At 53.0% G+C, this 23,084-nt stretch carries 24 protein-coding genes; 17 read left to right on the top strand and 7 right to left on the bottom strand.

The annotated features are described in order from the left end of the window. Positions 1-55 precede the first annotated feature (55 nt). The 6 genes from MKX76_RS19370 (at position 56) to MKX76_RS19345 (ending at position 4,318) form a co-directional block, all read left to right on the top strand. Positions 56-1,123: an anti-sigma factor C-terminal domain-containing protein gene (locus tag MKX76_RS19370; protein WP_341034477.1), complete on the top strand. Its 1,068-nt coding sequence runs from the start codon at positions 56-58 to the stop codon at positions 1,121-1,123. 222 nt (positions 1,124-1,345) lie between these two features. After that, positions 1,346-1,708, top strand: coding sequence for a PadR family transcriptional regulator (locus MKX76_RS19365; protein WP_028407387.1), 363 nt, complete (start codon positions 1,346-1,348; stop codon positions 1,706-1,708). Then, on the top strand, positions 1,695-2,378 hold the full coding sequence (locus MKX76_RS19360; protein WP_341034476.1) for a permease prefix domain 1-containing protein: 684 nt from the start codon (positions 1,695-1,697) through the stop codon (positions 2,376-2,378). The genes MKX76_RS19365 and MKX76_RS19360 overlap by 14 nt, the downstream gene beginning before the upstream one ends. Beyond that, positions 2,375-2,569: a hypothetical protein gene (locus MKX76_RS19355; RefSeq protein ID WP_341034475.1), complete on the top strand. Its 195-nt coding sequence runs from the start codon at positions 2,375-2,377 to the stop codon at positions 2,567-2,569. Before MKX76_RS19360 ends, MKX76_RS19355 begins: the two co-directional genes overlap by 4 nt. Then, complete coding sequence (locus MKX76_RS19350) at positions 2,566-2,970, top strand: hypothetical protein (protein WP_341034474.1); 405 nt, start codon at positions 2,566-2,568, stop codon at positions 2,968-2,970. The genes MKX76_RS19355 and MKX76_RS19350 overlap by 4 nt, the downstream gene beginning before the upstream one ends. 43 nt (positions 2,971-3,013) lie before the next feature. Continuing rightward, positions 3,014-4,318: an LLM class flavin-dependent oxidoreductase gene (locus tag MKX76_RS19345; RefSeq protein ID WP_341034472.1), complete on the top strand. Its 1,305-nt coding sequence runs from the start codon at positions 3,014-3,016 to the stop codon at positions 4,316-4,318. Positions 4,319-4,412: 94 nt separating this feature from the next. On the opposite strand, the gene MKX76_RS19340 is transcribed toward MKX76_RS19345, so the two are convergent. From MKX76_RS19340 to MKX76_RS19330, 3 genes are all read right to left on the bottom strand, one after another. Next, entirely contained in the window at positions 4,413-4,931 is a 519-nt protein-coding gene (locus MKX76_RS19340; RefSeq protein WP_028407391.1) for a DinB family protein, read from the bottom strand. Between the two features lie 130 nt (positions 4,932-5,061). Further along, positions 5,062-5,667 carry a class I SAM-dependent methyltransferase gene (locus tag MKX76_RS19335; RefSeq protein WP_028407392.1) on the bottom strand — a complete coding sequence of 202 codons (606 nt, stop codon included), beginning with the start codon at positions 5,665-5,667 and terminating at the stop codon, positions 5,062-5,064. Further along, positions 5,660-7,075: an NAD-dependent malic enzyme gene (locus MKX76_RS19330; protein WP_007132475.1), complete on the bottom strand. Its 1,416-nt coding sequence runs from the start codon at positions 7,073-7,075 to the stop codon at positions 5,660-5,662. Before MKX76_RS19330 ends, MKX76_RS19335 begins: the two co-directional genes overlap by 8 nt. Positions 7,076-7,283: 208 nt before the next feature. Between MKX76_RS19330 and MKX76_RS19325 the strand changes: the two genes are divergently transcribed. Together MKX76_RS19325 and MKX76_RS19320 are read left to right on the top strand one after the other, a co-directional pair. Next, entirely contained in the window at positions 7,284-7,583 is a 300-nt protein-coding gene (locus MKX76_RS19325) for a hypothetical protein (protein WP_341034470.1), read from the top strand. Between the two features lie 446 nt (positions 7,584-8,029). Next, entirely contained in the window at positions 8,030-9,067 is a 1,038-nt protein-coding gene (locus MKX76_RS19320) for a lytic polysaccharide monooxygenase (protein ID WP_007132473.1), read from the top strand. Positions 9,068-9,351: 284 nt separating this feature from the next. Here the strand turns inward: MKX76_RS19320 and MKX76_RS19315 are convergent, their stop codons facing one another. Then, complete coding sequence (locus MKX76_RS19315; RefSeq protein ID WP_007132472.1) at positions 9,352-10,113, bottom strand: DeoR/GlpR family DNA-binding transcription regulator; 762 nt, start codon at positions 10,111-10,113, stop codon at positions 9,352-9,354. 356 nt (positions 10,114-10,469) lie between these two features. Here MKX76_RS19315 and MKX76_RS19310 point away from each other — a divergent pair, with 356 nt between their 5' ends. The 6 genes from MKX76_RS19310 to MKX76_RS19285 all read left to right on the top strand — a co-directional run bounded on the left by MKX76_RS19310 (position 10,470) and on the right by MKX76_RS19285 (position 16,736). Further along, a complete protein-coding gene (locus tag MKX76_RS19310; RefSeq protein WP_028407394.1) occupies positions 10,470-11,525 on the top strand; it encodes an ABC transporter ATP-binding protein in 1,056 nt (351 codons plus the stop codon). Then, positions 11,518-12,396 carry a carbohydrate ABC transporter permease gene (locus tag MKX76_RS19305; protein ID WP_007132470.1) on the top strand — a complete coding sequence of 293 codons (879 nt, stop codon included), beginning with the start codon at positions 11,518-11,520 and terminating at the stop codon, positions 12,394-12,396. The genes MKX76_RS19310 and MKX76_RS19305 overlap by 8 nt, the downstream gene beginning before the upstream one ends. A 127-nt stretch (positions 12,397-12,523) precedes the next feature. Further along, on the top strand, positions 12,524-13,264 hold the full coding sequence (locus tag MKX76_RS19300) for a carbohydrate ABC transporter permease (RefSeq protein WP_232239462.1): 741 nt from the start codon (positions 12,524-12,526) through the stop codon (positions 13,262-13,264). Between the two features lie 96 nt (positions 13,265-13,360). After that, a complete protein-coding gene (locus tag MKX76_RS19295; protein WP_007132468.1) occupies positions 13,361-14,704 on the top strand; it encodes an ABC transporter substrate-binding protein in 1,344 nt (447 codons plus the stop codon). Positions 14,705-14,739: 35 nt separating this feature from the next. After that, the gene (locus MKX76_RS19290) at positions 14,740-15,504 is read left to right on the top strand and encodes a glycerophosphodiester phosphodiesterase family protein (protein ID WP_028407395.1); all 765 of its coding nucleotides are present in this window, start codon (positions 14,740-14,742) and stop codon (positions 15,502-15,504) included. Next, positions 15,504-16,736, top strand: coding sequence for a sn-glycerol-1-phosphate dehydrogenase (locus MKX76_RS19285; protein WP_028407396.1), 1,233 nt, complete (start codon positions 15,504-15,506; stop codon positions 16,734-16,736). The genes MKX76_RS19290 and MKX76_RS19285 overlap by 1 nt, the downstream gene beginning before the upstream one ends. A 181-nt stretch (positions 16,737-16,917) precedes the next feature. Here the strand turns inward: MKX76_RS19285 and MKX76_RS19280 are convergent, their stop codons facing one another. From MKX76_RS19280 to MKX76_RS19270, 3 genes are all read right to left on the bottom strand, one after another. Continuing rightward, a complete protein-coding gene (locus MKX76_RS19280) occupies positions 16,918-17,328 on the bottom strand; it encodes a VOC family protein (protein ID WP_028407397.1) in 411 nt (136 codons plus the stop codon). Positions 17,329-17,402: 74 nt separating this feature from the next. After that, complete coding sequence (locus tag MKX76_RS19275; RefSeq protein ID WP_232239457.1) at positions 17,403-17,915, bottom strand: sigma factor-like helix-turn-helix DNA-binding protein; 513 nt, start codon at positions 17,913-17,915, stop codon at positions 17,403-17,405. Continuing rightward, positions 17,840-18,154: a sigma factor gene (locus MKX76_RS19270; protein ID WP_232239458.1), complete on the bottom strand. Its 315-nt coding sequence runs from the start codon at positions 18,152-18,154 to the stop codon at positions 17,840-17,842. The genes MKX76_RS19275 and MKX76_RS19270 overlap by 76 nt, the downstream gene beginning before the upstream one ends. A 388-nt stretch (positions 18,155-18,542) precedes the next feature. Here MKX76_RS19270 and MKX76_RS19265 point away from each other — a divergent pair, with 388 nt between their 5' ends. The 3 genes from MKX76_RS19265 to MKX76_RS19255 all read left to right on the top strand — a co-directional run bounded on the left by MKX76_RS19265 (position 18,543) and on the right by MKX76_RS19255 (position 23,048). Then, positions 18,543-20,507: a methyl-accepting chemotaxis protein gene (locus MKX76_RS19265; protein ID WP_341034466.1), complete on the top strand. Its 1,965-nt coding sequence runs from the start codon at positions 18,543-18,545 to the stop codon at positions 20,505-20,507. Between the two features lie 241 nt (positions 20,508-20,748). Further along, positions 20,749-21,609 (top strand): transporter substrate-binding domain-containing protein, encoded by an 861-nt coding sequence (locus tag MKX76_RS19260; RefSeq protein WP_341034465.1) that lies wholly within the window; start codon positions 20,749-20,751, stop codon positions 21,607-21,609. 212 nt (positions 21,610-21,821) lie between these two features. Beyond that, entirely contained in the window at positions 21,822-23,048 is a 1,227-nt protein-coding gene (locus tag MKX76_RS19255) for an ABC transporter substrate-binding protein (RefSeq protein WP_341034464.1), read from the top strand. Positions 23,049-23,084 lie beyond the last annotated feature (36 nt).

The raw sequence follows: 23,084 nt of genomic DNA, 5'->3' as shown, positions 1-23,084 counted from the left end.
TTAAGCGAATACTCCCGTTGTCTATATGAGTAGAAGGAGGGAGGTCTGGTGTTTTATGAGCGATCATAAGGGAGCGGATGAGGAGGGGCAGGTGCTCTTTGTTGACGAGCAAGGACAGTCGAAGCCCGGAAAACGGATTAAGGATCGGCGTAACCGCATGATTTGGCCGACAAGGGTGAAGTTTCTGACGAACGTGCTTGGCGCAGCTATCCTGTTGTTATTGCTTTATAGCATTTATATTTCGGCTATTCATATTTACTTGGACAGATCAGGGAGGAGTGAGCAATTTAACCGGGCAGTCCTATCGGTTATTGAGCTTCACGAGGATGGCCTCCGGGTGGAGAAGCCGGCCTTTCCGAATATTGAGGTTACCCCGTTCCTCACCCAAAAAACAACGCTGAAATTGTATCGGGATGTGGGCAAATGGCAGGTGATCACCGGAGAGGTTCACGCGAAACTAAGCATCTCCGGCAAGCTGACCTATTCGGTCACGAGAACAAGTCCCTATCTTAATCAGGATGATCGGCCGGCATTTATCCTCCCCTATTCCGTTATGTTTGAGGAGACGATGGAGGCAAACCCGAAGACGGAAAGCGATCTTAAACTTCTGGATCAGGTCGGAGAAGGTCATGTTGCGCAGCTGTCATTCTCAACGAAAACATTAATGCCGCCGGAGGAGCTGCTCAAGCTTCTTGCGGATTACGATCTTGCCATAACGGGAATGCCGGTATATGCAGGGGAGCTTAAAGAGTTTGAGGTTGGTTATTCGCTGGGCGACAGCAAGGATTACTATGTTTCGCATTTGTCGCTAAAGCCCAGATACGGCTTCAGGGAGGATAACAGTCTGTCCATGTGGCAGTTTTATTTTAAGCCGGAAGAAGATCAACACAATATGCCCGAGCATGTGGAGCATATGAAGTCGGACATCGAATGGATGATCAACAATGCTTCGTATAACGGGGAGGATGAGGATAAACAGCGGCTTGCCTATATTCAGAAAAACGGGGTTCAGGTGTACGGGGCAACGGTCACGGGACCGGTGAAGGAGCTGCAGCGACTTAAAGAGCGTCCGGAGTTTCGCGAATTCCGGCTGGGCCGCATCGAGGTATGGAACTGGGATTAACGAGCAACGGCAAAATGGAAGAGAAAGACAGCATGTTAATAAGAGAATCGAAGGGTCTGCCGCAAGAGCGTCTACTAGGACGGCGGCAGCCCCTTTTTTCTGTCCCAGCATTCAGCGGAAGCATGAATCAGGAACTATTATGTCTTTGATATTACTTTGACACGCATAGTAATTTGTGTTATATTAATCCCATTCTTTCCGTCAGAGGAGGCTTCGGAAACGTTGCTTGAATCATTACATAACAGCGATTTGATACGGGGAAACATCGACACGTTTATTCTTCGCGTGCTCATGGACGGAGATAATTACGGGTATCAAATCATTAAAGAAATTGCAAGGCGAAGCGGCCAACGATTCGAGCTTAAGGAGCCAACGCTGTACTCCAGTCTGCGAAGGCTAGAGAAGCAGGAGCTTATACGCTCGTATTGGGGGGAGGAGACCCAAGGAGGACGACGGAAATATTACCATCTTACACCGCAAGGGCGTGAGCGTTTTTTAAGAAACAGGAGTGAATGGAAGGCTGCGCGGGTCGTTATCGATGACTTGATCGGATATGGAGAGGAGCTGGATCATGATGTCGAATGAACATGAATTGGAGGTTTACGTTAATCGGTTATTTGCGAATCATCGGAAGACAAGGGAGACGCTGGAGCTGAAGCAGGAGATTCTTAGTAATCTGGAGGCAAAGGTTGCCGATGAGATGGCTCATGGAATGGACCGTCAAGCGGCAATCCGTTTAGCGATCGATGGCATCGAGGGAATCGATGACCTGCTCGATGACAACCCGAGGATGTATGTTACCCGTTATCGTTATGAGCTTCTGCAAAGTGCCTTGATCTATATTCTGCTGGCATGGATACTGACTCTGCCTGCACGGATTATGCCTAGCGGGGTGATGATTAATTCCCTTCTGCTGTGCTTGGCCGCCCTTGCCGGCATCATGTTTTTAGTCGTGTCCTCGCATCTAAAACGAGATGACACGCAAACGGCTGTCGTCCATTCGGCCGGACGGTCGCACTGGCCCAAGACGGCGTGGGCGATCTGGGGGATATTCATGATTGTCGTCTCCGCGTATACGTTTATTTTGCAATTCGGCAGTGATATCTGGTTTGGCCGCCCCCTCAAGGTGGATGGACCCTATTCGCTGTATGTCATCGCAATGCAGCTCGCCCTTCCCTTGACATCGGTGATCGTCCCGATGCTGGTTCATCGGGCCTCCAGATTAACCGACAAACATGAGGTGAAGGAAGCATGAGCAGAAAAAATGTATGGATCGTTGTACTGTTGATTATCGGCATCAGCGGCCTGATCGCGCTGGAAGGCTTCATCAAGCCCAGGGCGAATGCGCAGGCGGTTCGATACGAGGCCGAGCAAAACGATCCGTTAACGCATGACATCCGTCAATCGATACCGTATTTGAACAAAAATATATGGGGAATGCGGTGAACTTCGCCAATCTGAACGCATCCCTGCCTTTTCGCAGCATCGGAAGAACCATTCAAATGTACCCTGACCGGCTGACGGCCGAGATTCTGTATCAGGCAAGAGCAGGGGAGCTTGCCCCTGATAAGCTGAATGCATTTTTCATGTATAATTCAACGGCGAATTTTGCGTTGATCGATAACCTCGAGGAGCTGATATTCACTTTTGAAGATCAGAGCTTTACGATTCGGCGAGATGAGGTTGAGACATGGTACCGGGAAGTAGGAAGCGTTGCGCTTCTGCGCGATGCCGACTTATGGAGGGCACACGTCCAGTCCCGCATAGCTGATGAAGACCAAGTCACCGACTTTGTTACGAGTGTTGTGAGGTCAAGTTCGCAAAACAATGATAGATCTTCTATATAGAAGTGCGTAAGGCCCCAGTGTCAGAACTTTTGGAGGAATAACAATGAGCCAAGATGAGAGACGATTGAGCCTCGGTGCTTTTCTGATGAATTACGGTCATCATATCGCGGCATGGCGTCATCCGGAGTCGTCAAAAGTCCGGCCGATCGATTTAGCCTTTTACAAAGATTGCGCTCTTGCCGCTGAGCGCGGAAAATTCGATATGATATTCCTTGCGGACAACAACTCGATTCCACTAATAGAGGATTTAAGAACAAATGTCAGCTTTCTTCAACCTGAAGCCTTAACAATGCTCAGCGCTTTGGCGGGCGTGACCTCACATATCGGCCTGACGGGGACCGCTTCAACCACCTTCAACGAGCCCTATAGCTTGGCCAGAAGGCTCTCAACGCTGGACCATATTAGCGGTGGCAGGGCAGCTTGGAATGTTGTCACCTCCACCAAGGATGCGGAAGCGCGGAATTTCGGATCAGCTGCATTGCTGGAGCATGGGAAGCGGTATGAACGGGCGGAAGAATTCATGCGGGCGGTTACCGGCCTGTGGGACAGCTGGGAGGAAGATGCTGTAGTTGTGGATCGGGAAGGAATCGTGTTTGCCGATACGGATAAAATCCACCGGGTTCATCACCAAGGGGAATATTTTCGCATCGAAGGGCCGTTGAACATGCCAAGATCGCCGCAAGGCAGACCCGTGATTATCGAGGCAGGCACCTCGGCCGCCGGACAACGGCTGGCTGCGCGAACGGCGGATGTTGTATTTACGGCATGCGAGGATAAGGCGGAGGCCATCAGGTACTATCAACGGTTTAAGAGCCTGCTGACCGAATATGGGCGTGAACCGGATGATGTAAAAGTAATGCCGGGCCTGCTCGTATTCCTCGGGGAGAGCGAGGAGGAAGCCCGCGAATCCAGGCAGATGTGGAGCGAGCTTATTTTGCCGGAGGCTGCGGTTAAATATCTGTCACAGCTATTGAATACGGATCTGAGCGGATACCCGGCCGATGGGCCGTTACCGGATCTCCCCAAGGAAGGGAACAGCAGCCGGGCGGTCATGATTATAGAGACGGCTAAGCGAAGCGGAATGAGCGTTCAGGAGCTGGGACGGCATTATGCTGTGGCACGAGGCCATATGACCGTTACCGGAAGTCCTGATCAGATCGCGGATATGATCGAGGACTGGTTCAGGAGCGGAGCCTGCGACGGCTTTAATGTTATGGCGCCTTTATTGCCAAGCGGGCTGGAGCGATTCGTGGATTCGGTGGTGCCTTTGCTGCAGCAAAGGGGAATATTTCGTTCAGAATATTCGGGGCGCACATTGAGAGAGCATCTGGGGATCAGACTTAGATAAGCGGAAGACCGATCGGGTTGACCTGTACATCCTTATAAAAAAGGGCATCCAGTACCGGAATGTTGGCGATTCCGGTGCCGATGCCCTTTTTCATTCATGACCTTAAATATTTATCGCGAATCAAATTCATATGATGAATTTCGTGACCGGCAATGATATAAGCGGCTGCTCGGGCGGAGAGTGGGTAGTTGTTAAAGCTGCCTTGCGCAAGCATCCCTTTCTCCGTCAGACTTCCCACGAGCGTTAAGGTCGACATCCTGACCGCGGAGTAATCCCGCAGCACTTCCTTCAGCGGCAGGCTGGCAAAGGGCGAGTTTTGAACGAATGCCTCCCGGTCATAGCCGGAAAATTCCCGGGCGTCCCCGCGGGCTATATGAAGCAGACGATAACTCCATAGACGCTCCCCATCCGCGATGTGGCCCATCACCTGCTTCAAGCTCCATTTTCCCTCGGCATACCGGTACTCTGCTTGCTCCTCCGTTAGATCGCTCAGCGTCTTTAATGTATCGTCATGCAGCTCCTGCAGCACATCCACTATGTTTCCGTCAGGCACCAGGCTGATGTACTTCTCAGCCAAAGGCAAATATTCTGTTGGATCCGGTCTTGTATTCATAACGATTCCCCCGATTTAAGAATTTACTGTCTCATACATAGACTCATATGCAGACAGAGCCGCCAGAATGATGATTCGTTAGGAAGGCTTATGTTATGCTCAATCAAGCGCCTGAATGATCAGTACGCCATTAGGTTGCATGCGCCCAGATCAAGTGGACGATGCCGTTCCAATAGCGTTCGGATCGAAGCACCTTCAGCGGTGAGTCCTTCACGATGCGAAGGATATCGCGGTTGAAGTGACAGCCGGATATCCGCCGGGCTGCAGGATTGGCCAGATGCTGGGCGAGGCCGATAAGCCGGTTGGCGCTGACCCCATGCTCCAGCAGATAGACGCGGCCGCCGGGTTTGGCCCAGCGGTTCATGCGGCGCAATGCTTCCAAGGGATCCTCGTAGCCGCATAGCGACAGCGTGGACACCACGCAGTCAAAAGACCGCTCCGGAAGCTCCAGCGTCTCGATATCATGCTCAAGAAAAGTCGCATGAATGCCAAGCTCCACCGCAAATTGCCGCGCGCGGCTCAGCATTTCCGGCGAGAAGTCGACCGCGGTCAACTCGACCTTGTCCCGCTGATAGAACGGAAGGTTCGCACCGGCACCGACGGCGACCTCAAGCACTTGTCCTGAGACGTCCTGAAGCAGCCGCTGCCGCCATCTCCCGATATAACGCTGCCTGGAGTTTCTTTCGTACATGGCGGCTTGCTTGTTGAACTTCCGAATCAGCGCCCCTTTATTCACGCGGAATTCTCCGTGCTACGCCGGTTTTGATCGCAGCCTTTACAACAAGCTCACGGATAGCCTTTACGACGTTTTGATTGAATACGCTCGGAATAATGTAGGAAGGGTTCCGTTCATCATCCGGTACAGCCGACGCGATAGCCTCCGCTGCTGCAAGCTTCATTTCCTCGTTAATCGTGGTCGCTCTGCAGTCGAGCGCCGCGCGGAAAATTCCCGGAAAGCAAAGCACGTTGTTGATTTGGTTCGGATAATCCGAGCGTCCGGTAGCGATGACGCCAACGATGTCTTCCACCTCTTCGGGCCGGATCTCCGGCGTTGGATTGGCCATGGCGAAGACGATCGGGTCGTCGGCCATCGCCAGTACGTCCTCGCGGCGGAGCAGGCCGCCTGCAGACAATCCGATGAACACGTCGGCACCGCGAATGACTTCCTGCAGCGAGCCTTGCACCTTGTCCGGATTCGTATGCTCCGCATACCACTGCCACATCGAATTGTTGTAATTGCCACCGGCAACTAGTGCCCCTTCGCGGTCGACGCCGATGAGATTTTTGACTCCGGCCGAGAGGAGAATTTTACTGCAAGCGACCCCGGCGGCACCGATTCCGCAGACGACCACCTTGATCTGATCAATCGATTTTCCGACGATTTTCAAGGCATTGATGAGCGCCGCATATAATACGACGGCTGTGCCGTGCTGATCGTCATGGAACACGGGGATATCGAGCTCATCCCGCAGCCGCTGCTCGATTTCAAAACAGCGCGGAGACGAAATGTCCTCCAGATTGATGCCCCCGAAGGCAGGTGCCAATGCTTTGATGCAGGAGATGATCTCCTCGGTATCCTGGGTGTCCAGACAGATCGGGAACGAATCCACGCCCGCCAGCTGCTTGAACAGCATGGACTTGCCTTCCATGACCGGCATCGCTGCATAAGGACCGATATTGCCGAGTCCGAGTACAGCGCTTCCATCGGAAATGACGGCGACCGTGTTTCTTTTGATTGTCAGGGTATAGGCCTTCTTGGGGTCTTCCTGTATGGCTGCGCAGACACGGGCGACATCTGGCGTATAGACTCGGGAGAGATCATCGCGGTTCTGGATTGGAACTTTGGGCTGTGTCTCGATCTTGCCGCCGAGATGCATAAGGAATGTGCGGTCGGATACGTTGACGAGTTTAACGCCCTTCAAATTTTTGACGGTATGCGTGATCTTGCCGATGTCGACGCTGTCAGTAACCGTAATCGTAATATCGCGGACGGTGATATGGCCGCTGGACTGGATGACGTCGATGGCCACCATATCTCCCCCGGCTTCGAAAATTGCGGATGCAACCTGGCCGAATTTGATGTCCTGCGTGTTCATTTCCAGTCTGAGAATAATGCTCTTTCCTCCGAGTCCGTTTTTTTCCATTGCTACCTCCATGTGTGTTTAATCATTGACATGATTGTTAGTGGGTGTAACGGTGTATAATGTTAACAATAAGATCTTTCGCTAAACGCTGGTCAATTTCCTGTTTCCCGGATCGAACAATCCCGGATCCGCATAAAGAAATTAATGGCAGGGAGCAGCGTATACGGGGATTGGATCCAAATCATTATACGGTGAAGGAGAGAAGACGATGAATGCCCGAATCGAGGAACTCGAGAAACGCCTGGAGAGCAAGCACCATAAAGACCTGTTTCTTCAAATGAAGCATACGCTTCAGGCCGTGGACGATCTGGCTGAAGAGCACCGAAGGTACCAAGCGGTTCAAGCGCTCAGCGGGGTACGGATCGTCGGCTCCGAAGAGAGTGTCTATTTTGATACCCTTAACCAGGTGAAGGAGCTGATCGTGAACACGCTGGAGATGACGATCGAAGACCTGGAGCACAAAGGGGATAAGCGGTACGAGAAGAACTTCAAGGATGGCGTTGAGTGATCTCCTGAAGACGGCCGGCTCGCTTTCGGCACGGCAAGCGTACCAGAGGACTGTTCATAAGTAGATTTTTCTACTATGGGCAGTTCTTTTTTTGATTTATACCGTGAAAAACGGAAGCTGGGATCGCGCGCACTTGCTTGCTAACCTGTCAGCTGTTGTCGTGGACGAGCTAAGTTTGTCTAATGTGGGATACAATATTATCCAATTCCCATTGGATTGTGTAAAAAATCGTTGTTTTCTATTATGGGATACCGGAAGCAGATCCATTAAAATGATGATAGGGATGGTAAAGCTTGGACATTATAATGATTCTTCCAAGCTTGACAGAACTTAGGTGACGGCTCTGGGCTCGGAGCTACGAACAAAGGAGGGGTGCCAAGGAAGAGGTAAACGACAATCGCTTGCGGCAGTTGTTTGAATTTTACAATTAAAAGGAGGAACATTGTATGACATTAAGTTTGCCGAACAAATCTTGGCTCAAGCATGTAATCATTGCAGGCTCCACGATGCTGTTGATGGCTTTATTCATGGTTTTATTTGCGGATAAGGCGTTTGCCCACGGATATGTTGAATCCCCGGCGAGCCGCGCGCTTCTGTGTAAGCAAGGGGTTAACTCCGATTGCGGCGCGATCGTTTACGAGCCGCAGAGCTTGGAAGCTCCTAAAGGCTGGCCGGCAGCAGGTCCTGCCGACGGCAAGATTGCAAGTGCAGGCGGCGCATTCCCTAAGCTTGACGAGCAGTCCGCTACACGCTGGAGCAAAGTCAGCATTTCTCCAGGAACGACGACGTTCAAATGGCATTTGACAGCTCCGCATGCGTCGGCAAGCTGGAAGTACTACATTACGAAGGACGGCTGGGATCAAAATGCTCCACTGAGCAGAGCTTCCTTCGATCTGACGCCGTTCTGCTCGATTAACTACGGAGGCGTAAAACCGCCAACCGATTACACATCAACCTGTAACGTTCCGGCAAAATCCGGATATCACGTCATTCTGGCTGTATGGGAAGTAGCTGATACGGCGAATGCATTCTACAACGTCATCGATGTCGACTTTGGCGGCGGTAACGGTAACCCGAACCCGAGCGTACCAGCTCCGACAGGTCTGACCTCTCCATCCCAAACAAGCAGCAGCGTTTCCCTTGCTTGGACAGCTTCGACAGGAGCTTCCAGCTACGAGGTTTATCGTAATGGAACCCTTGTGGGTACATCCGCAACAACCTCTTATAATGATACGGGCCTGACGGCTGGAACGTCCTACACGTACACCGTGGTCGCTGTCAGCAGCAACGGCAGCAAATCCGCGGCATCTGCACCGCTCTCGGTGTCGACGTCCGGCAGCTCCGCGACCTACCCTGCTTGGAGCGCAAGCACCGTGTATCTGGGCGGCGACAAGGTTTCGTACAACGGGAAGAACTATGAAGCAAGATGGTGGACGCTTGGTGAGACTCCGGGATCTGCCGAAGTGTGGAAGCTTCTCCCATAAGCATTTCCTTCGATTATCAAGGATTCTCTAATGTGAATGAATAATGAACTGTCCTTAAGTAGATTTCTCTACTGCGGGACAGTCTTTTTTTATGGATTGTGATGAAAAGCGAAAGCGTTAGGACTCCCTAGCGTTCCATCTTCGATGGGAGGAACGATTCATACATAACACATTTCGGGACGTTCCATGCGACAATAATGAAACAAGAAGGGGCCTCCCGCAGGGTCCCTTCTTGTATTTTCATCGAGCAGTCAAGATAGGCCGTTGCCTTAAGTCTAATCCCCTTACGCCCGGTACACCGTGATGCCCCGTTCCTGGAACGGCCGAATATCGGCATCGGACGCTTCGGTTCCCGTGACGAGGGTGTGAATAGCGCTGTTTGGGGCTACGGTATGCAGGGACAGCTTTCCGATCTTGGAATGGTCGGTAACAACGACGATTTCGCCTGCGGCGCGGATCATGCCCTGTTTGGCCGGGACAAGCAGCGCTTCCGGGTGCATCAGCCCATGCTGCGGATGCAAGGCAGGCGTTCCGATGAAGGCCTTTTCCACATGCAGCGAGCCAAGCACATGATCAGTAAACATCCCGTTCAGCATATAACTGGAGGGGTACAACTCCCCGCCGGTCAGAATGACCTTAATGCCTGGAGCATCCCGCAGCTCAACGGCTACGTTCATATCGTTGGTTATAACGGTAATGTCGGACCGGTGAATCAAATGGGTGGCGATATGGAGGGTGGTTGTACCCGAATCGATAATGATATTCTCCCCGTCTTCGACAAGGGAGGCCGCCAGCTGGCCAATTCGGATTTTCTCCTCACGGTGAACGTTGGCACGTTCATTAAAGGACGGTTCGTTCCGCGTCCACTGCTCCATGATGACCCCGCCATGAGTGCGCTTCAGGGCGCCTTCCTGTTCAATCTCCGCCAGGTCCCGGCGGATGGTTGCGGTATGAACGCCGAATTCCTGCGCAAGCTGGGCGACCGTAGCCGTTCGATATTGCCTTACATAATCAATGATTCTTCGCTTTCTTTCATGTGCCAGCAACCAATCATATCTCCCTTCCTGAATCGAGCATAGGCTCACGGCATTTTTATATACAATGCGCATTATTGCTCTTTTATGCTCACCGTTTTAGTCCCCTCTCATTGTACCCTTCTAACGTTAAGCCAATGTTAAAACTGCAGGAGCCGCGCGAATTTACACAAACCGAACCCCAAGCTAACACTCTCCTAATAAAGCGGATCTACAATCAATTTGAATAAAAATGAACAAAAATGATCATTATCTGCTCATTTTATGCGTACAAATAAGCAGGGATTGAAAGGGATTTCATGCATGATGATTTGTTCATTACGCTGTACAGCATGATCAGATTATTACACAGGTGAGGGGGATCGCATTTGGCATCCATTGAATTCGTGAAGGTAAGCAAATACTTCGACCGTCAGCCCGTCATACAGGATCTGGATCTCAAAATCGAAGACGGCACGTTCACCGTCCTCGTCGGCCCGTCCGGCTGCGGAAAGACCACGCTGCTGCGCATGATTGCAGGGATTGATCCGCAAACCTCCGGAACCGTGCTCATCGATGGCAAGGACGTGACGCGCATTGCTCCAGGCAAACGCGGAGTGGCGATGGTGTTCCAGAATTATGCCATTTACCCGACGATGTCGGTCCGGGAGAACATTGAGTTCGGGCTGGTCAATAACAAGGTACCGAAGGCGGAACGGACCCGGCTTGTCGAGACGATCGGAGAAACGGTCGGCCTCGCCGATTACCTGGACCGAAAGCCTTCCACGCTGTCCGGGGGCCAACGCCAGCGGGTCGCGCTTGCACGGGCGATGGTGAAGAATCCGTCCGTCTTTCTCATGGACGAACCGCTGTCGAATCTGGATGCGAAGCTGAGAGTGCAGATGCGCATCGAGCTGATCGAGCTGCACAAGAAGCTGGGCACCACCTTTGTCTATGTGACGCATGATCAGGTAGAAGCGATGTCTATGGCCGATACGATCGTGCTGATGAATAAGGGAGTCATTCAGCAGGAAGCGCCGCCGGAAGTGGTGTACCGGAAGCCGAGCAATCTGTTCGCCGCTCAGTTCATCGGCGTGCCGCCGATGAATATCGCTCCGCTCGGCGAAGACCGGAGCACATTCGGCTTCCGTCCGGAGAATGCCGTCCTTGCCGCCGAGCCGGGATCGTTCCATTTTTCTGCCAAAGGGGAGATTGCCACGCGCGAAATGCTTGGCTCCGAGACGATCTACCAGGTGAAGACGGGGGATGGGCGGTCCTTTATGGTGAAGTGCCCGGACGATATATTCCATGTCGATCAGGAGGTATACCTTGGCGTGCCGGCCGATAAGCTGTTCTTCTTCGGGGCGGATGGCAACCGCATTGAGGAGCGGGACGCGCGCTACCTGGATTTCCTGGAGCGGCTGCGGGGGCAAAGTCATGGATAAGAAGCGGATTTGGGAAGGATTTCGTCCATACGTTCTCATCGCGCCGGCGATGGCGGGCATCTTCCTGTTCGTCATGTATCCGGTGGGCTACCTGATTTATTTGAGCCTCTTCAAATACAATCTGCTCAACAAAGACAAGAGCCGATTCGTCGGATTGGATAATTTCACGCAGATCCTGGGGCGGGGCGATTTCTATAAGGCGCTGTGGAATACCACGATCTACACCGCCGGCGTTGTGGTGCTGACCATGCTGCTGTCGCTGCTGTTCGCCGTATGGCTGAACAAGAAAGGACGATTCAATTCCATCGTGCAGGCCGGAATTTTTACGCCCCATGTGGTCTCGATCGTTTCGATCTCGCTCGTGTGGCTGTGGCTGATGGAGCCGAATCAAGGACTGCTCAATTATGTCCTCAAACTGGTCGGGCTCCCGCCTTCGGATTGGCTGCAAAGCTCCAAGACCGCCCTGATGTCGATCATCATCGTGTCCGTATGGCAGGCCATCGGCTACTATACGCTCATTATCGTGGCGGCTCTTCAAAGCATATCGCCCAGCATCTATGAAGCGGCTGCGCTGGATAACGCAAGCAAGTTCAAGGTGTTCTACAAAATCACGCTGCCCATGATTTCGCCGCAGCTGTTCTTCATCCTGATTATTATGACCATCGGCTCGTTCAAGGTGTTCGATACCGTTCAGGTCATGACGGGCGGGGGGCCCAACAATGCCACTACGACGCTGGTGTACTACATCTATGGCTTCCGTACGACCAATATCGGGTATGCGTCTGCCACGGGCGTGCTGCTGATGGCCGTTATCGGGCTTCTTACCTTCGTTTATTTCCGGCTGCTGGCCAAGAAGGTCCATTATCAATAATCCCCGCCGCGTAAAGGCAGAAAGGAGGAAAAGCTTGAAGACCCTGGAATGGAAGAGCATCGGGCAAGCACTGAGCATCGTGCTGAAGGCCGCCGTACTGATCCTGTTCATTTTTCCGTTTCTGTGGATGATCTCCACGTCGCTGCAGACGCTTCGCGAGACGATGGCGTTTCCCCCGACATGGATCCCCGCTTCGCCGCAGTGGGGCAACTTCGTCGAGGCGATGAATGCCGGGCCGTTTCTGACGTATTTCAAAAACTCCGTCGTCGTGACAGGCTCCATCATTATTTTGCAATTCCTTGTCATGATCCCGGCGGCTTATGCGTTCGCCAAGTATAAATTCCCGGGGAAAACGGTCCTGTTCGGCATGATTCTGCTGGCGTTCATGATTCCCGGCCAGGTCACATTCATTCCCGTCTACCTCATGATGGCGGAATGGGGGCTTGTGAAGACGCTGCTGCCGCAAATCATCCCGTTCGTCTCGAATGCCTTCGGCATTTTCCTGCTGCGGCAGTATTTCATGCAGATTCCGGAGGAAATCATCGAGGCGGCCCGGCTGGATAATGCCAGCGAGTTCAACATTATGCGGAAAATCATGATCCCGATGTCGGGGCCCGCACTCGCAACCATTGCGCTGTTCAGCTTCGTCAGTCATTGGAACGATTATTTCTGGCCGCTCGTCATGACCGATTCGGCCGCGGTTCGGCCTTTGACGCTCGGGATCGCGATGCTGCGGGAAACCGAGGGCATCAGTAACTGGCATATCATCATGGCCGGCAACGTGATGCTGGTCGTACCTATCCTGCTGGTGTATCTATTCTGCTCGAAGCATATCGTGAAGGCGTTCGTGTATTCAGGAATTAAATAAAACACTTCGTAAATCAAAAGGCGACTTTTTGAACAATCTCTTAAATTTGACAGGAAACTACATGCAATTATCGAAACATAATGGAGGAATGAAAAAATGAAATCCAAGTGGTTTACGCTGTTGTCCATCATGGTGCTGTTCAGTTTGCTGGCTGCGTGCGGCGGGGGAGGGGGCACGGCGAATACCGGCAATACCGGTGGTAGCGGCAGTACCGGCGAGAGTCCGGGAAACGGCGCTGCGGAATCCCCGACAGGCGGCGAAGGAGTTACGACCGTTCAATTTTGGCATTCGCTGGGCGGCAAGAACGGGGAGTATATGGATGCGCTCATCCAACGCTTCAATGAATCGCATGAAGATATTGAGGTTGTCGGCACCTTCCAGGGAGGCTATGACGAGACGGTAACCAAGCTGCAGCAGGCCATTGCGTCGGGCACGGGCCCGGACGTGAGCATGCTGGAGCGGGCTTACGTGCAGATGTTTGCCGATGCTGAAGTGTTGGAGGATCTGGCCCCGTATCTCGAGCAGTCCGGAATAAGCGCCGATGACTTTACGCCGGGGCTGATGGGCCACTCGTACTTCAACGACAAGCTTGTCTCGCTGCCTCTGAATCGGTCCACTCCGATTTTGCATGTGAATAAGACATTGCTCGATGAGCTTGGGCTCTCCGTTCCGGCAACATGGGAGGAGATGAAGGAGGTCGCGAACGCGCTTGTTGTAAAGGAAGGAAACGAGTTTAAGCGGTATGGGGTCAGCATGCCTTATGACACCTGGTACCCGATCGCGATGATTTCGCAGGCCGGCGGCACCTTCTTCAATGAAGATAATACTTCGGTCGGCTTTGCCGATAACGGAGCTGGAGAGAAGGTGTTCTCTTACCTGAAGGACCTGCAGAGCACAGGCGCGCTTTATTATCCGCCGGCCCAGGATTCCGGGAATATTGTGAACAGCATGTTCGTGGAGGGCAAGGTCGGGATGATCTTTCAATCCACAGGCTCGATCGGCGGTCTGGCCAGCACGGTGGATTTCGATTATGTGACGGCTTTCCTGCCGAAGGATGAAGTGCATGCCAATCCGACGGGAGGGGCGAATGTCACGATGCTGTCTTCCTCCAAGAATAAGGACGCCGCGTGGGAGTTTATCCGCTGGATGGAGATGGAGGAGGAAGGCGGACTCGAGTTTATTTTGCAATCAGGGTATTTGCCGTTTACGAAGCAGATGGTGGAATCGGAAAAGATGCAGGAGCTGTGGGCGAAGGAGCCGAACCGCAAGGTTGCTTACGATCAGCTGGAGTTTGCCGTCGATACGAACAAGGATGTAGCATGGCCTGAAATTATGCATGAGTTTTTCTCGGCGATCGAAGCGATCATGTACGACAGTAAGGATATCCCGTCCACGTTGGACACGTTCAAGAAAGAAACGGAGCGGATTTTGGCTCAGTAATCGATAACAACAGGAAAAAAGGAGTGGCAGGACTTATGATCGAACGACTGCAGGAACAAGCTGGCATCATGGTGGCCGCACACCGCGGCTACAAAGCGGCCTATCCGGAAAATACGCTGGCGGCATTTCGCGAAGCGCTGGAGCTCGGCGTCGACATGCTGGAATTCGACCTCCGGCTGTCCAAGGACCGCCAGGTCGTCGTCATTCATGACGCAACCGTCGACCGGACGACCAATGGCACCGGCAAGGTAAGCGACTTTACGCTGGAGGAGCTGAAGGCGCTGGATGCGGGCGGCTGGTTCGGGCAGGCGTTCAAGGGCCACGTCATCCCGACCCTGGAGGAGCTGTGCGAGCTGCTGGCGGAATATCCCGAGGTGCTGTGCAACGTGGAGATTAAGCCGAGTCCGGATGCCAAGGAAGCTGCGGATCTGACGATCGCGATATTAGGCCGGCACGGATACCTGGAGCGCTGCGTGTTTACCTGTTTTGATGCTGAGGTGCTTACTTATATACACGATGCTTACGGAATGAAGACCCAAGGCTTTCCCGGAGAGAAAATGTCGCATTTCGTCCCTGGCGAAGACGGCACATATGCAAAAATGTGGGCGATCGGCATTGAGATGTCGCTCTTGTCTCCGGCGATCGTCGCGCGGTTTCAGGAGCAAGGGCTGCTCGTCTGGAGCTACTGCCCGGACGATGAGGAGGGGGTGCAAGCTTCGCTGGAATGCGGCGTAACCGGCATGACCTGCAACGATCCGCTTCCGGCGCTTGCGCTAACCCGAAAGAAGGGTGACCAATGATGAGCTCTTTATTATCAAACATTAGGAAGCAGACGGCAGATTTGCCGGCGCAGCATCTCGCCAATCTCGATGAAGTCGAGACGATCCGGATAGAATCCGGGGCTTTGTCCGGCGTTGCCGGTTTCTTGGAGCAGAAAGGCTGGACCTCGGTCGTCTTGGTCGCGGATCGCAATACGTACGAGAAGGCCGGCAAATCATTGGAGAAGCTCCTCGTCCGTGCATCGCTTCAGGTGCAGGTAACGCTGCTTCGCCCTGATGCCAAAGATGATGTCATTGCCGATGAAGCTTCGCTGATCCAGGTTATTCTGGATATTCAGCAGAGCCGAGCGGGCGCCGTGCTTGCGGTGGGCGGCGGAACGATTCACGATATTAGCCGGTATGCGGCCTATACTGCCGGCCTTCCGTTCGTCTCGGTGCCGACGGCGGCATCCGTGGACGGCTTTACGTCCAAGGGAGCGCCGATTATCGTGCGGGGGGAAAAAAGGACGATCCCCGCCATCGGACCGAGCGCGATTTTTGCCGATGTCGACATTCTCATGCAGGCCCCCGCACCGCTAACCGCTGCCGGGTTCGGGGATATGCTGGGGAAATACACCTCGCTCTTCGACTGGAAATTCGGCAGCCTGATCGCTGATGAGCCTTATCTGGACCGAGCCGCGGACATCACGGCGGCGGCACTTCGCAAATGCGTGGATGCAGCGGGAATGATCGCGGGACGGACCGAGGAGGGAATCCGGATCTTGATGGAGGCGCTGATCGAGTCCGGCCTGGCGATGCTGCTGTTCGGTCAGTCGCATCCCGCATCGGGCTCGGAGCATCATCTGTCCCATTATTGGGAGATGGAGTTTATCCGGCTCGGCAAGAAACAGCTGCTCCACGGCGCCAAGGTGGGCGCAGCCTGCATTGAAATCTCGCGTCTGTACCATGCGATAAAGGAAGAAGGGCTTGAAATCCGCGCAGGGCGTTTCGGGGAAACGGGAACGAAAGCGGAGCAGGAAGCGGACCGCATCCGTCATCGGGTATCCGAGCACTGGAGCGACATCCGGCTGCTTCTGGAACAAATCCCGAGTCCGGCCGAGCTTAGTGAGCTGATGCGTTCGGTCGGCGGCCCGGCATCGGTGTCGGAGCTTCCGATATCCGGCGAGCTGCTCCAGCGGAGTCTTCGCGAAGCGCATCACGTTCGATCGAGCAGGAAGACCTTGCTTCATATCTATAACGAATATGTCCGATAAGTCGAAACTGCTGCGGGCTTATGCCTTAGGGGCGCCTGCCTGTCTTTCTGACGCCTTGTCTTCAATAGCTTGACGGAGGTCACCTGATGGTCAGCCAACCGTCACAAAAAAGCTGTTCCCTTAGCGAACGAATCGCTGTGGTGAACAGCTTTTTTTGTCGTGAAGAGGCTTAACTCATTGCCTACTCCGGCCGTTCTTCGTCAGATGATGGCCAGCCGCCCCACAGACTAACGTGATTGCCGTCCGGATCGGTGAAGCTGAAGCTGTAGCCGCCGTCCTCAATATACCTCATTTCGCTGACGGCCACCCCACTATTCTGCAGATGCCGGTACACCTCCTGGATCTCATCGACCTGAAGCTGGACGATGGACTGCAGCTTGCCCTGCGAATCGGTAAATTGAAGTCTCGGGATGTCCTCGGCCTGTACGAGGCCAAATCCGACATCGCCGATGCACAGCCAAGCAGCGGGATCTCCAGGGGTATAGGGGAAAGACAGCTGTACCCCCAGCAGCTCCTGATACCATTTCAGCGATTTCTCCACGTCTTTGACCGGCCATTGAATTACGGCAACGCGGTGCGGTGTAATTGCCATGGTTTACTTTCACGCTCCTCATATCAATTGGTTAACTTGTTTCTCATCTACGCCTTCCCATAGGTGTGATCACTCTAAGAAACGGAAGACGATGCGGAAAAAGAAACGGGCTCGAAAAAAAATTTTGTCCTAAAGGCAAGCAAATGTCCGTCAGGATCCCAGAACGTAAAGAACAGCGCCTGTCCGGAACGCTGGACCTGGCGCAGCGTGATGCGGTTTGCGCTGATGGACAGGTAGGCATTGGCAATGGCATACGGGTTGGCCGTTTGAAAGCCGTGAATCAGCGCCTCGAACCAAGCCGGTGAGCCGGAAGGCTCCTGCAGCGGAGAAGGCGGAACGGATGCTCCGTTCTCCGCTTGCAGCTTGGCTAACCGTTTGCGGGCCCGTTTCAATGCTTCCTTCACGGCTCCTTCGGTGCTCTCGATAAGCTGAGCCGCCTCTTTGGCCGTAAACAAGAAAATGTCCACCAGAATGACCAGCACCGTCTGCTTGGCAGTAAGCCGGCCGGCGATCAGTTCGATCGTCTCCCGGATAAGGAAACCGTCCTCCTCGTATTCTCTTTCCGGTAAGTCGTCTCCAGGGAGCATGGCCTGACGGCGCTGCTTGCGATAGCTGTCGATCCAGACGCTGCGGGCGACCTGGTATAGGTACGCCTTGGTATCGGGCGATCCTGCGATCGGGATAGCGATCGATGAAGCTTGATCAGGGATTCCTGCAGCAGCTCCTCGGCATCCCAACTAGAGCCCGATGCAAGTTGTAGACAGTAGCGTCGAAAAAGAGGCACAAACGGGGTTATGAGGCTTGAAAATTCGGAATCGAAAGCCATATGTATTCACTCCTAATCATCCTGCCTTTAACATTCCATAAAGCCTGGAATAAGTCCTGCCGAACCTGCCTCAGGTCTATAGATGATGTGATGAATAGACTATATTGGTCCTTTTTTCCTAAATCCACCAAATGCGTTTCGTATGCGAACGAAGAAGTCGAATTTTGTAAAAAGTGAAATGAAGCTCTTAAATTCCTCTCCTAAGCTGCCGATAACAAACTAAGCGGAGTCTTACAGTCCAGCTTATACCAATATTTTTTCGATACCGCTTGTTCGTTTTTGTTTTTGTAGTGAGCGCGCCTTAACACAAAAAGAGAGCATACGCAAAAAATTTGGACACAGGAATGAGTAGGACCCCGGAACCATTTTTGGGGAGGATTTTAGAGCCATGCTAAAGAGCCTTAAGCAAAAGATGATAACGATGATTTGTTTGATTCTGCTTGTCAGTCTCGGCACTGTCTTCGCGGTAACCTATAACAGCTCATCCAATTTGCTGGGAGACAGTCTGGACAAGGAAGCGCTCTTGAGCGCCGAGAATCTGGCGCTGCAAATCGACGACTTTCTGAACGCGGAAATTGCGAAGATCGAAACCGTCGGCAAGTTCATTACGGGGGACAAAGAGCAGGATTTGAAGTTGATTCAGAAGGCGCAGGAACAGAATACCGAATTCGAAACCTTTTTCTTCTCCTATGATCTGACAGGAAAGAACGTGATCAACTTCCTTGGAGAGGTTACCGACGTATCCGACCGGGTTCATTACCAGGAAGCCGGAAAGGGCGAGGGCAAGATTGTCGTGTCGGAGCCTGTGCTGTCCAAGCGGACCGGAAATAACATCGTGACGATGATCATTCCGCTCATGAAGGACGGGAAGCAGTACGGATATATGGGCTCGACGCTTCCGATTAACGAGGTACAGAAGAAAGTATCAGATCAATCCTTCGGCGAAACCGGCTATGCCTTCTTGTTGAGCCGTACCGGAACGTTCATGTGGCATCCGTCCGAGGAGCTTGTCCTGCAAACCAAGGTTCAGGATGTCGATGCGGAACTGACGAAAGCTTATGAAAAGGTGAGCCAAGGTCAGCCGGGAGAATTCCAATATGCACTGGACGGAACGGCATATACGGCAGCCTATGCCCCGTCCAAATTAAATTGGGGCGTATTCGTTACGGCGCCAAGCAAGGAGCTGAACGCTCCGATCTCCAAGCTATCGGTAACGCTCGTTGCCATCTCGGCAGGAGCGCTGCTTGTATCCATCGCTGCAGCATATTGGGTGACGTCGCAGATTGTGCAGCCGATCCGTAAACTGAATGCGGCTGTGAAGGAAGTGGCCGCAGGGGATTTGACCAAGACGATTCAAGTGAAGGGCAAGGACGAGGTCGCGGTTCTCTCCGGCGATTTCAACCAGACGGTATCCCATCTGAAGCATCTGGTCGATGGAGTGAACGATTCATCCAAGCAGGTGCTGACCGTAACCGAGGTTGTTTCGGGCGGCGTCGATACGGCGATGAACAGCGTCGACCGGATTGGAACGTCCATTCGCCAAATTGCGAGCGGAGCAAACGCCCATGCTGCAAGCTCTTCCGAGATCGCCGTATCGATGAGCGATATGGCGAGCGGCATCGTGAAGATCGCGGAAACCTCATCCATGGTGTCCGAGGCTGCGCAGGAAGCGGCAACGCAGGCGGAGAGCGGCTCTGTCGTCGTTGAGCAGGCCGTGAAGCAGATCGGCAACATCGGCGAGGGGACATCCAAGGTTGGAACCGCCATCGAGCGTTTGAACGAACGTTCTTCGGAAATCGAGCAGATTTTGAGCTTTATTACGGAGGTCACTTCCCGCATTCGCCTGCTGTCGCTCAACGCTTCGATTGAAGCGGCAAGAGCAGGGGAGCATGGCCGAGGCTTTGCAGTCGTCGCTGAAGAAGTGAAGAAGCTGGCAGGGCAATCGGAAGCGTCCACCGATCAGATTGCGAAGCTGATCACCGAGATTCGGGAGGATACGCTGAATGCGGTCGAAGTGATGGACGTCAGCCGTAAGGATGTGCAGGAAGGCATCGCGCTTATTGAAGAGGTTCGCGAGAAGTTCGATAACATCCTGTATGCGACCCGGAACGTGGCTGATCATATTCTCGAGGTTTCGGCGGCTTCCGAAGAGATGTCGGCAGGCTCCGAGCAGGTCAGCGCTTCCATTGAAGAGCTGAAATCGATCGCCGACCATACGTCCAGCGATGCGAAGAATGTGGCAGACGCTGTTGAAGAGCAGATCGTGACGATCAAGGAGATTTCAAATTCGGTTAAGCAGCTTGAGAGCGTAGCCGAGGAGCTTAGCAAAGAGCTGGCAAAATTCAAATTGTAGTCTCCCCGAGCTGCTTGAAAGGGGGGATGCCTGTAGGAAAGCGTTAAGAGAGTCAAGCAGCAAACAGGGGTACGAGGCAAAACAGGCAAGCAAGCAGAAGCAGGAATGCAGATGCAAGAATGTAGCAAGTATGCAGATGCAAGTATGCAAGAAAGCAGAAGTTAGGTAGGCAAGCAAGCAGAAGCTAGCTATGCAAGAAAGCAAGAATTACAACAAGAAGAAAACTGGAGGAATTGAAACCATGGCTAAGAATTGGAAAAAGGTATTACTGGCAGGGGTAGTCAGCTTATCCCTCGTAGCAACAGGCTTTGCGGCAAACGAGGTTCTGAGAACACCGGACGTTTCCGCAAAATCCGCTTCATCCCAAGCACCGGGACAGCTTAAGAAACAAGCGGAATCCCAATTGGATGAAATTATTGAAAGAGGCTATATTCGGGTAGGCATGACCGGAGACTACAAGCCGTTTACATATTTGAATCCGGAGACCAAAGAGTACGAAGGCTACGACGTTGACGCGATGAAAGAGCTTGGTAAAGATCTTGGCGTAGACGTTCAGTTCGTGAATACGACTTGGTCCACGATGATGAAGGATCTGCAGAACGATAAATTCGATATCGCCGTAGGCGGAGTTACTCGTAACACAGCTAGACAAAAAACAGCATACGTTTCCCAAGGCTACATCTCCTTCGGTAAAGCGCCTCTGATCCGCGCTGAAGACAAGGACAAATACTTGACGATTGAAGACATCAACAAGCCTTCCGTACGCATTGGCGTGAACCCAGGCGGCACAAACGAAGTGTTCGTGCGCGAGCATCTGAAGAATGCGAACGTAACCGTTGTTCCTAACAACCTGGACATCCCGCATCTGGTTGCGGACGGCACGTATGACGTAATGATCACCGATACGATCGAAGCGATCACTTATGCGAAGGCTGACTCCAGATTGTACGCCGCATTGACGGATAAGCCTTTCACCAACAGCGAGAAGGGCTACATGATTCCTCGCGGCGACTTCGAGTACGCAAGCTACCTGGAAATGTGGATTGATGAAATGAAGCTGCAAGGCAAATTCGATGAAATCCACAAAAAGTGGCTGGAGTAGGATTTAGCCTCTAACATGCACCAATATCTGCCGGCAGAACAGGATGAAACTCCTGATCTGCCGGTATTTTTTTGCGTTCGTCCGCTCCTTGGCTACAGCCAATCACGGCCCGTGCGCCGTTTACCAACCAAGCGATAAGGGTAGTAAATAGACATGAGGTACGAAGCAAGCGTACCTGCTACAGCATCAGGATTTGAAATGGAGGGCGGACGATGAAGTTTGGAAAAGGGTTGGCGGCAAGCGTAAGCATCCTATTGATATGCATGCTCACGGCTTGCGGCGGCAGTGACACATCCGGGCGCGTACAGATTGAATTTTTCCAGAACAAGCCTGAAGCCAAGGGCTCCTTCGATGCATTGATTCAGAAGTTTAACGAATCCCAATCCGACATTACGGTCGTTCATGTCAATCCGCCGGACGCGGAGACGGTCCTGAAGACACGGGTCGTTAAGGACGATATTCCCGACATCGTCGGCATGGGGGCAACCGATACATATTCTCTGCTCGCCCAGAGCGGTATTTTCATGGATATGACCGGCAGCCCGCTGCTGAGCCGGATAGACGAAACCTACGTGCAAATGCTGAAGGACGTTTCCGGGATGGAGGAAGTCATCGGCATTCCATATTCCACGAACGCCAACGGCGTGATGTACAACAAGGAGATTTTCAGCAAGCTGGGCCTGTCCGTTCCGCGCACCTGGGACGAGCTGCTGGCCACCGCGAAGAAGGCAAAGGACGGGGGAACGATCCCGTTCTACTTCACATACAAGGACGATTGGCAGACGGTGCTTCCGTTCAACGCCTTGGCCTCCAATCTGGAAGGCATCGAGTTTTATTTGGATCGCAGGGAAGGGAAGGTCACGTTCGCGGACCGGTACCGTGAGATTGCGGAGAAGCAGCTGGAGCTGATGGAGTATGGCCATGGGGACAACTTCGGCAAAAACTACGCCGACGGCAACCGCGCCTTCGCCAGAGGCGAGTCGGCCATGTACATTCAGGGGACTTGGGCGATTTCCGAAATCCGGAAGGCCAATCCTGAGGCGCCGATCGGCTTCTTTCCGCTGCCGACCGGCGACGATCCGGAATCGAACAAGCTGATTTCGGGAGTGGACACCTTGCTGGCGGTCGCCGAAGAATCCAAGCATAAGGAGGAGGCAATGCGGTTTATCGAATTTTTGCTTGAGCCGGAGAACAGCAAGCAGTACATCTCGGAGCAGACGCTGTTCTCAACCGTCCAGGGCGTTACGCAGGACGATCCGGCCGTGGCTGAGCTTTTGCCTTACCTTGAGCGAGGACAAGTGGTCGATTTTGCCGACCACTACATCCCGGCTGCCGTTCAATTGAACTCCATTATCCAGTCCTTTCTTCAAAATCGGGATATTGACGCCTATCTGAAGAAGCTGGATACGGAATGGGACAAGGTTGCGGACAGGCGCTAGACGTTGAGGAACAGACAGCCCTGACCAACGCCATTC

Origin of the sequence: Paenibacillus sp. FSL R5-0810 (genome assembly GCF_038002285.1) — a bacterium.
In the GTDB taxonomy this organism is placed as follows: domain Bacteria; phylum Bacillota; class Bacilli; order Paenibacillales; family Paenibacillaceae; genus Paenibacillus_AQ; species Paenibacillus_AQ lactis.
This window is presented reverse-complemented; position numbering and strand designations above follow the sequence as displayed.

Bases quoted from the DNA above. Each gene is read 5' to 3' on its own strand.
- MKX76_RS19345 (WP_341034472.1), top strand. From the start codon at position 3,014: ATGAGCCAAGATGAGAGACGATTGAGCCTCGGTGCTTTTCTGATGAAT.
- MKX76_RS19330 (WP_007132475.1), bottom strand. From the start codon at position 7,075: ATGGAAAAAAACGGACTCGGAGGAAAGAGCATTATTCTCAGACTGGAA.
- MKX76_RS19295 (WP_007132468.1), top strand. From the start codon at position 13,361: ATGAAATCCAAGTGGTTTACGCTGTTGTCCATCATGGTGCTGTTCAGT.
- MKX76_RS19320 (WP_007132473.1), top strand. From the start codon at position 8,030: ATGACATTAAGTTTGCCGAACAAATCTTGGCTCAAGCATGTAATCATT.
- MKX76_RS19270 (WP_232239458.1), bottom strand. From the start codon at position 18,154: ATGGCTTTCGATTCCGAATTTTCAAGCCTCATAACCCCGTTTGTGCCT.
- MKX76_RS19290 (WP_028407395.1), top strand. From the start codon at position 14,740: ATGATCGAACGACTGCAGGAACAAGCTGGCATCATGGTGGCCGCACAC.
- MKX76_RS19255 (WP_341034464.1), top strand. From the start codon at position 21,822: ATGAAGTTTGGAAAAGGGTTGGCGGCAAGCGTAAGCATCCTATTGATA.
- MKX76_RS19260 (WP_341034465.1), top strand. From the start codon at position 20,749: ATGGCTAAGAATTGGAAAAAGGTATTACTGGCAGGGGTAGTCAGCTTA.
- MKX76_RS19280 (WP_028407397.1), bottom strand. From the start codon at position 17,328: ATGGCAATTACACCGCACCGCGTTGCCGTAATTCAATGGCCGGTCAAA.
- MKX76_RS19275 (WP_232239457.1), bottom strand. From the start codon at position 17,915: ATGCTCCCTGGAGACGACTTACCGGAAAGAGAATACGAGGAGGACGGT.
- MKX76_RS19360 (WP_341034476.1), top strand. From the start codon at position 1,695: ATGATGTCGAATGAACATGAATTGGAGGTTTACGTTAATCGGTTATTT.
- MKX76_RS19300 (WP_232239462.1), top strand. From the start codon at position 12,524: ATGATCTCCACGTCGCTGCAGACGCTTCGCGAGACGATGGCGTTTCCC.
- MKX76_RS19285 (WP_028407396.1), top strand. From the start codon at position 15,504: ATGAGCTCTTTATTATCAAACATTAGGAAGCAGACGGCAGATTTGCCG.
- MKX76_RS19340 (WP_028407391.1), bottom strand. From the start codon at position 4,931: ATGAATACAAGACCGGATCCAACAGAATATTTGCCTTTGGCTGAGAAG.
- MKX76_RS19305 (WP_007132470.1), top strand. From the start codon at position 11,518: ATGGATAAGAAGCGGATTTGGGAAGGATTTCGTCCATACGTTCTCATC.
- MKX76_RS19325 (WP_341034470.1), top strand. From the start codon at position 7,284: ATGAATGCCCGAATCGAGGAACTCGAGAAACGCCTGGAGAGCAAGCAC.
- MKX76_RS19370 (WP_341034477.1), top strand. From the start codon at position 56: ATGAGCGATCATAAGGGAGCGGATGAGGAGGGGCAGGTGCTCTTTGTT.
- MKX76_RS19355 (WP_341034475.1), top strand. From the start codon at position 2,375: ATGAGCAGAAAAAATGTATGGATCGTTGTACTGTTGATTATCGGCATC.
- MKX76_RS19265 (WP_341034466.1), top strand. From the start codon at position 18,543: ATGCTAAAGAGCCTTAAGCAAAAGATGATAACGATGATTTGTTTGATT.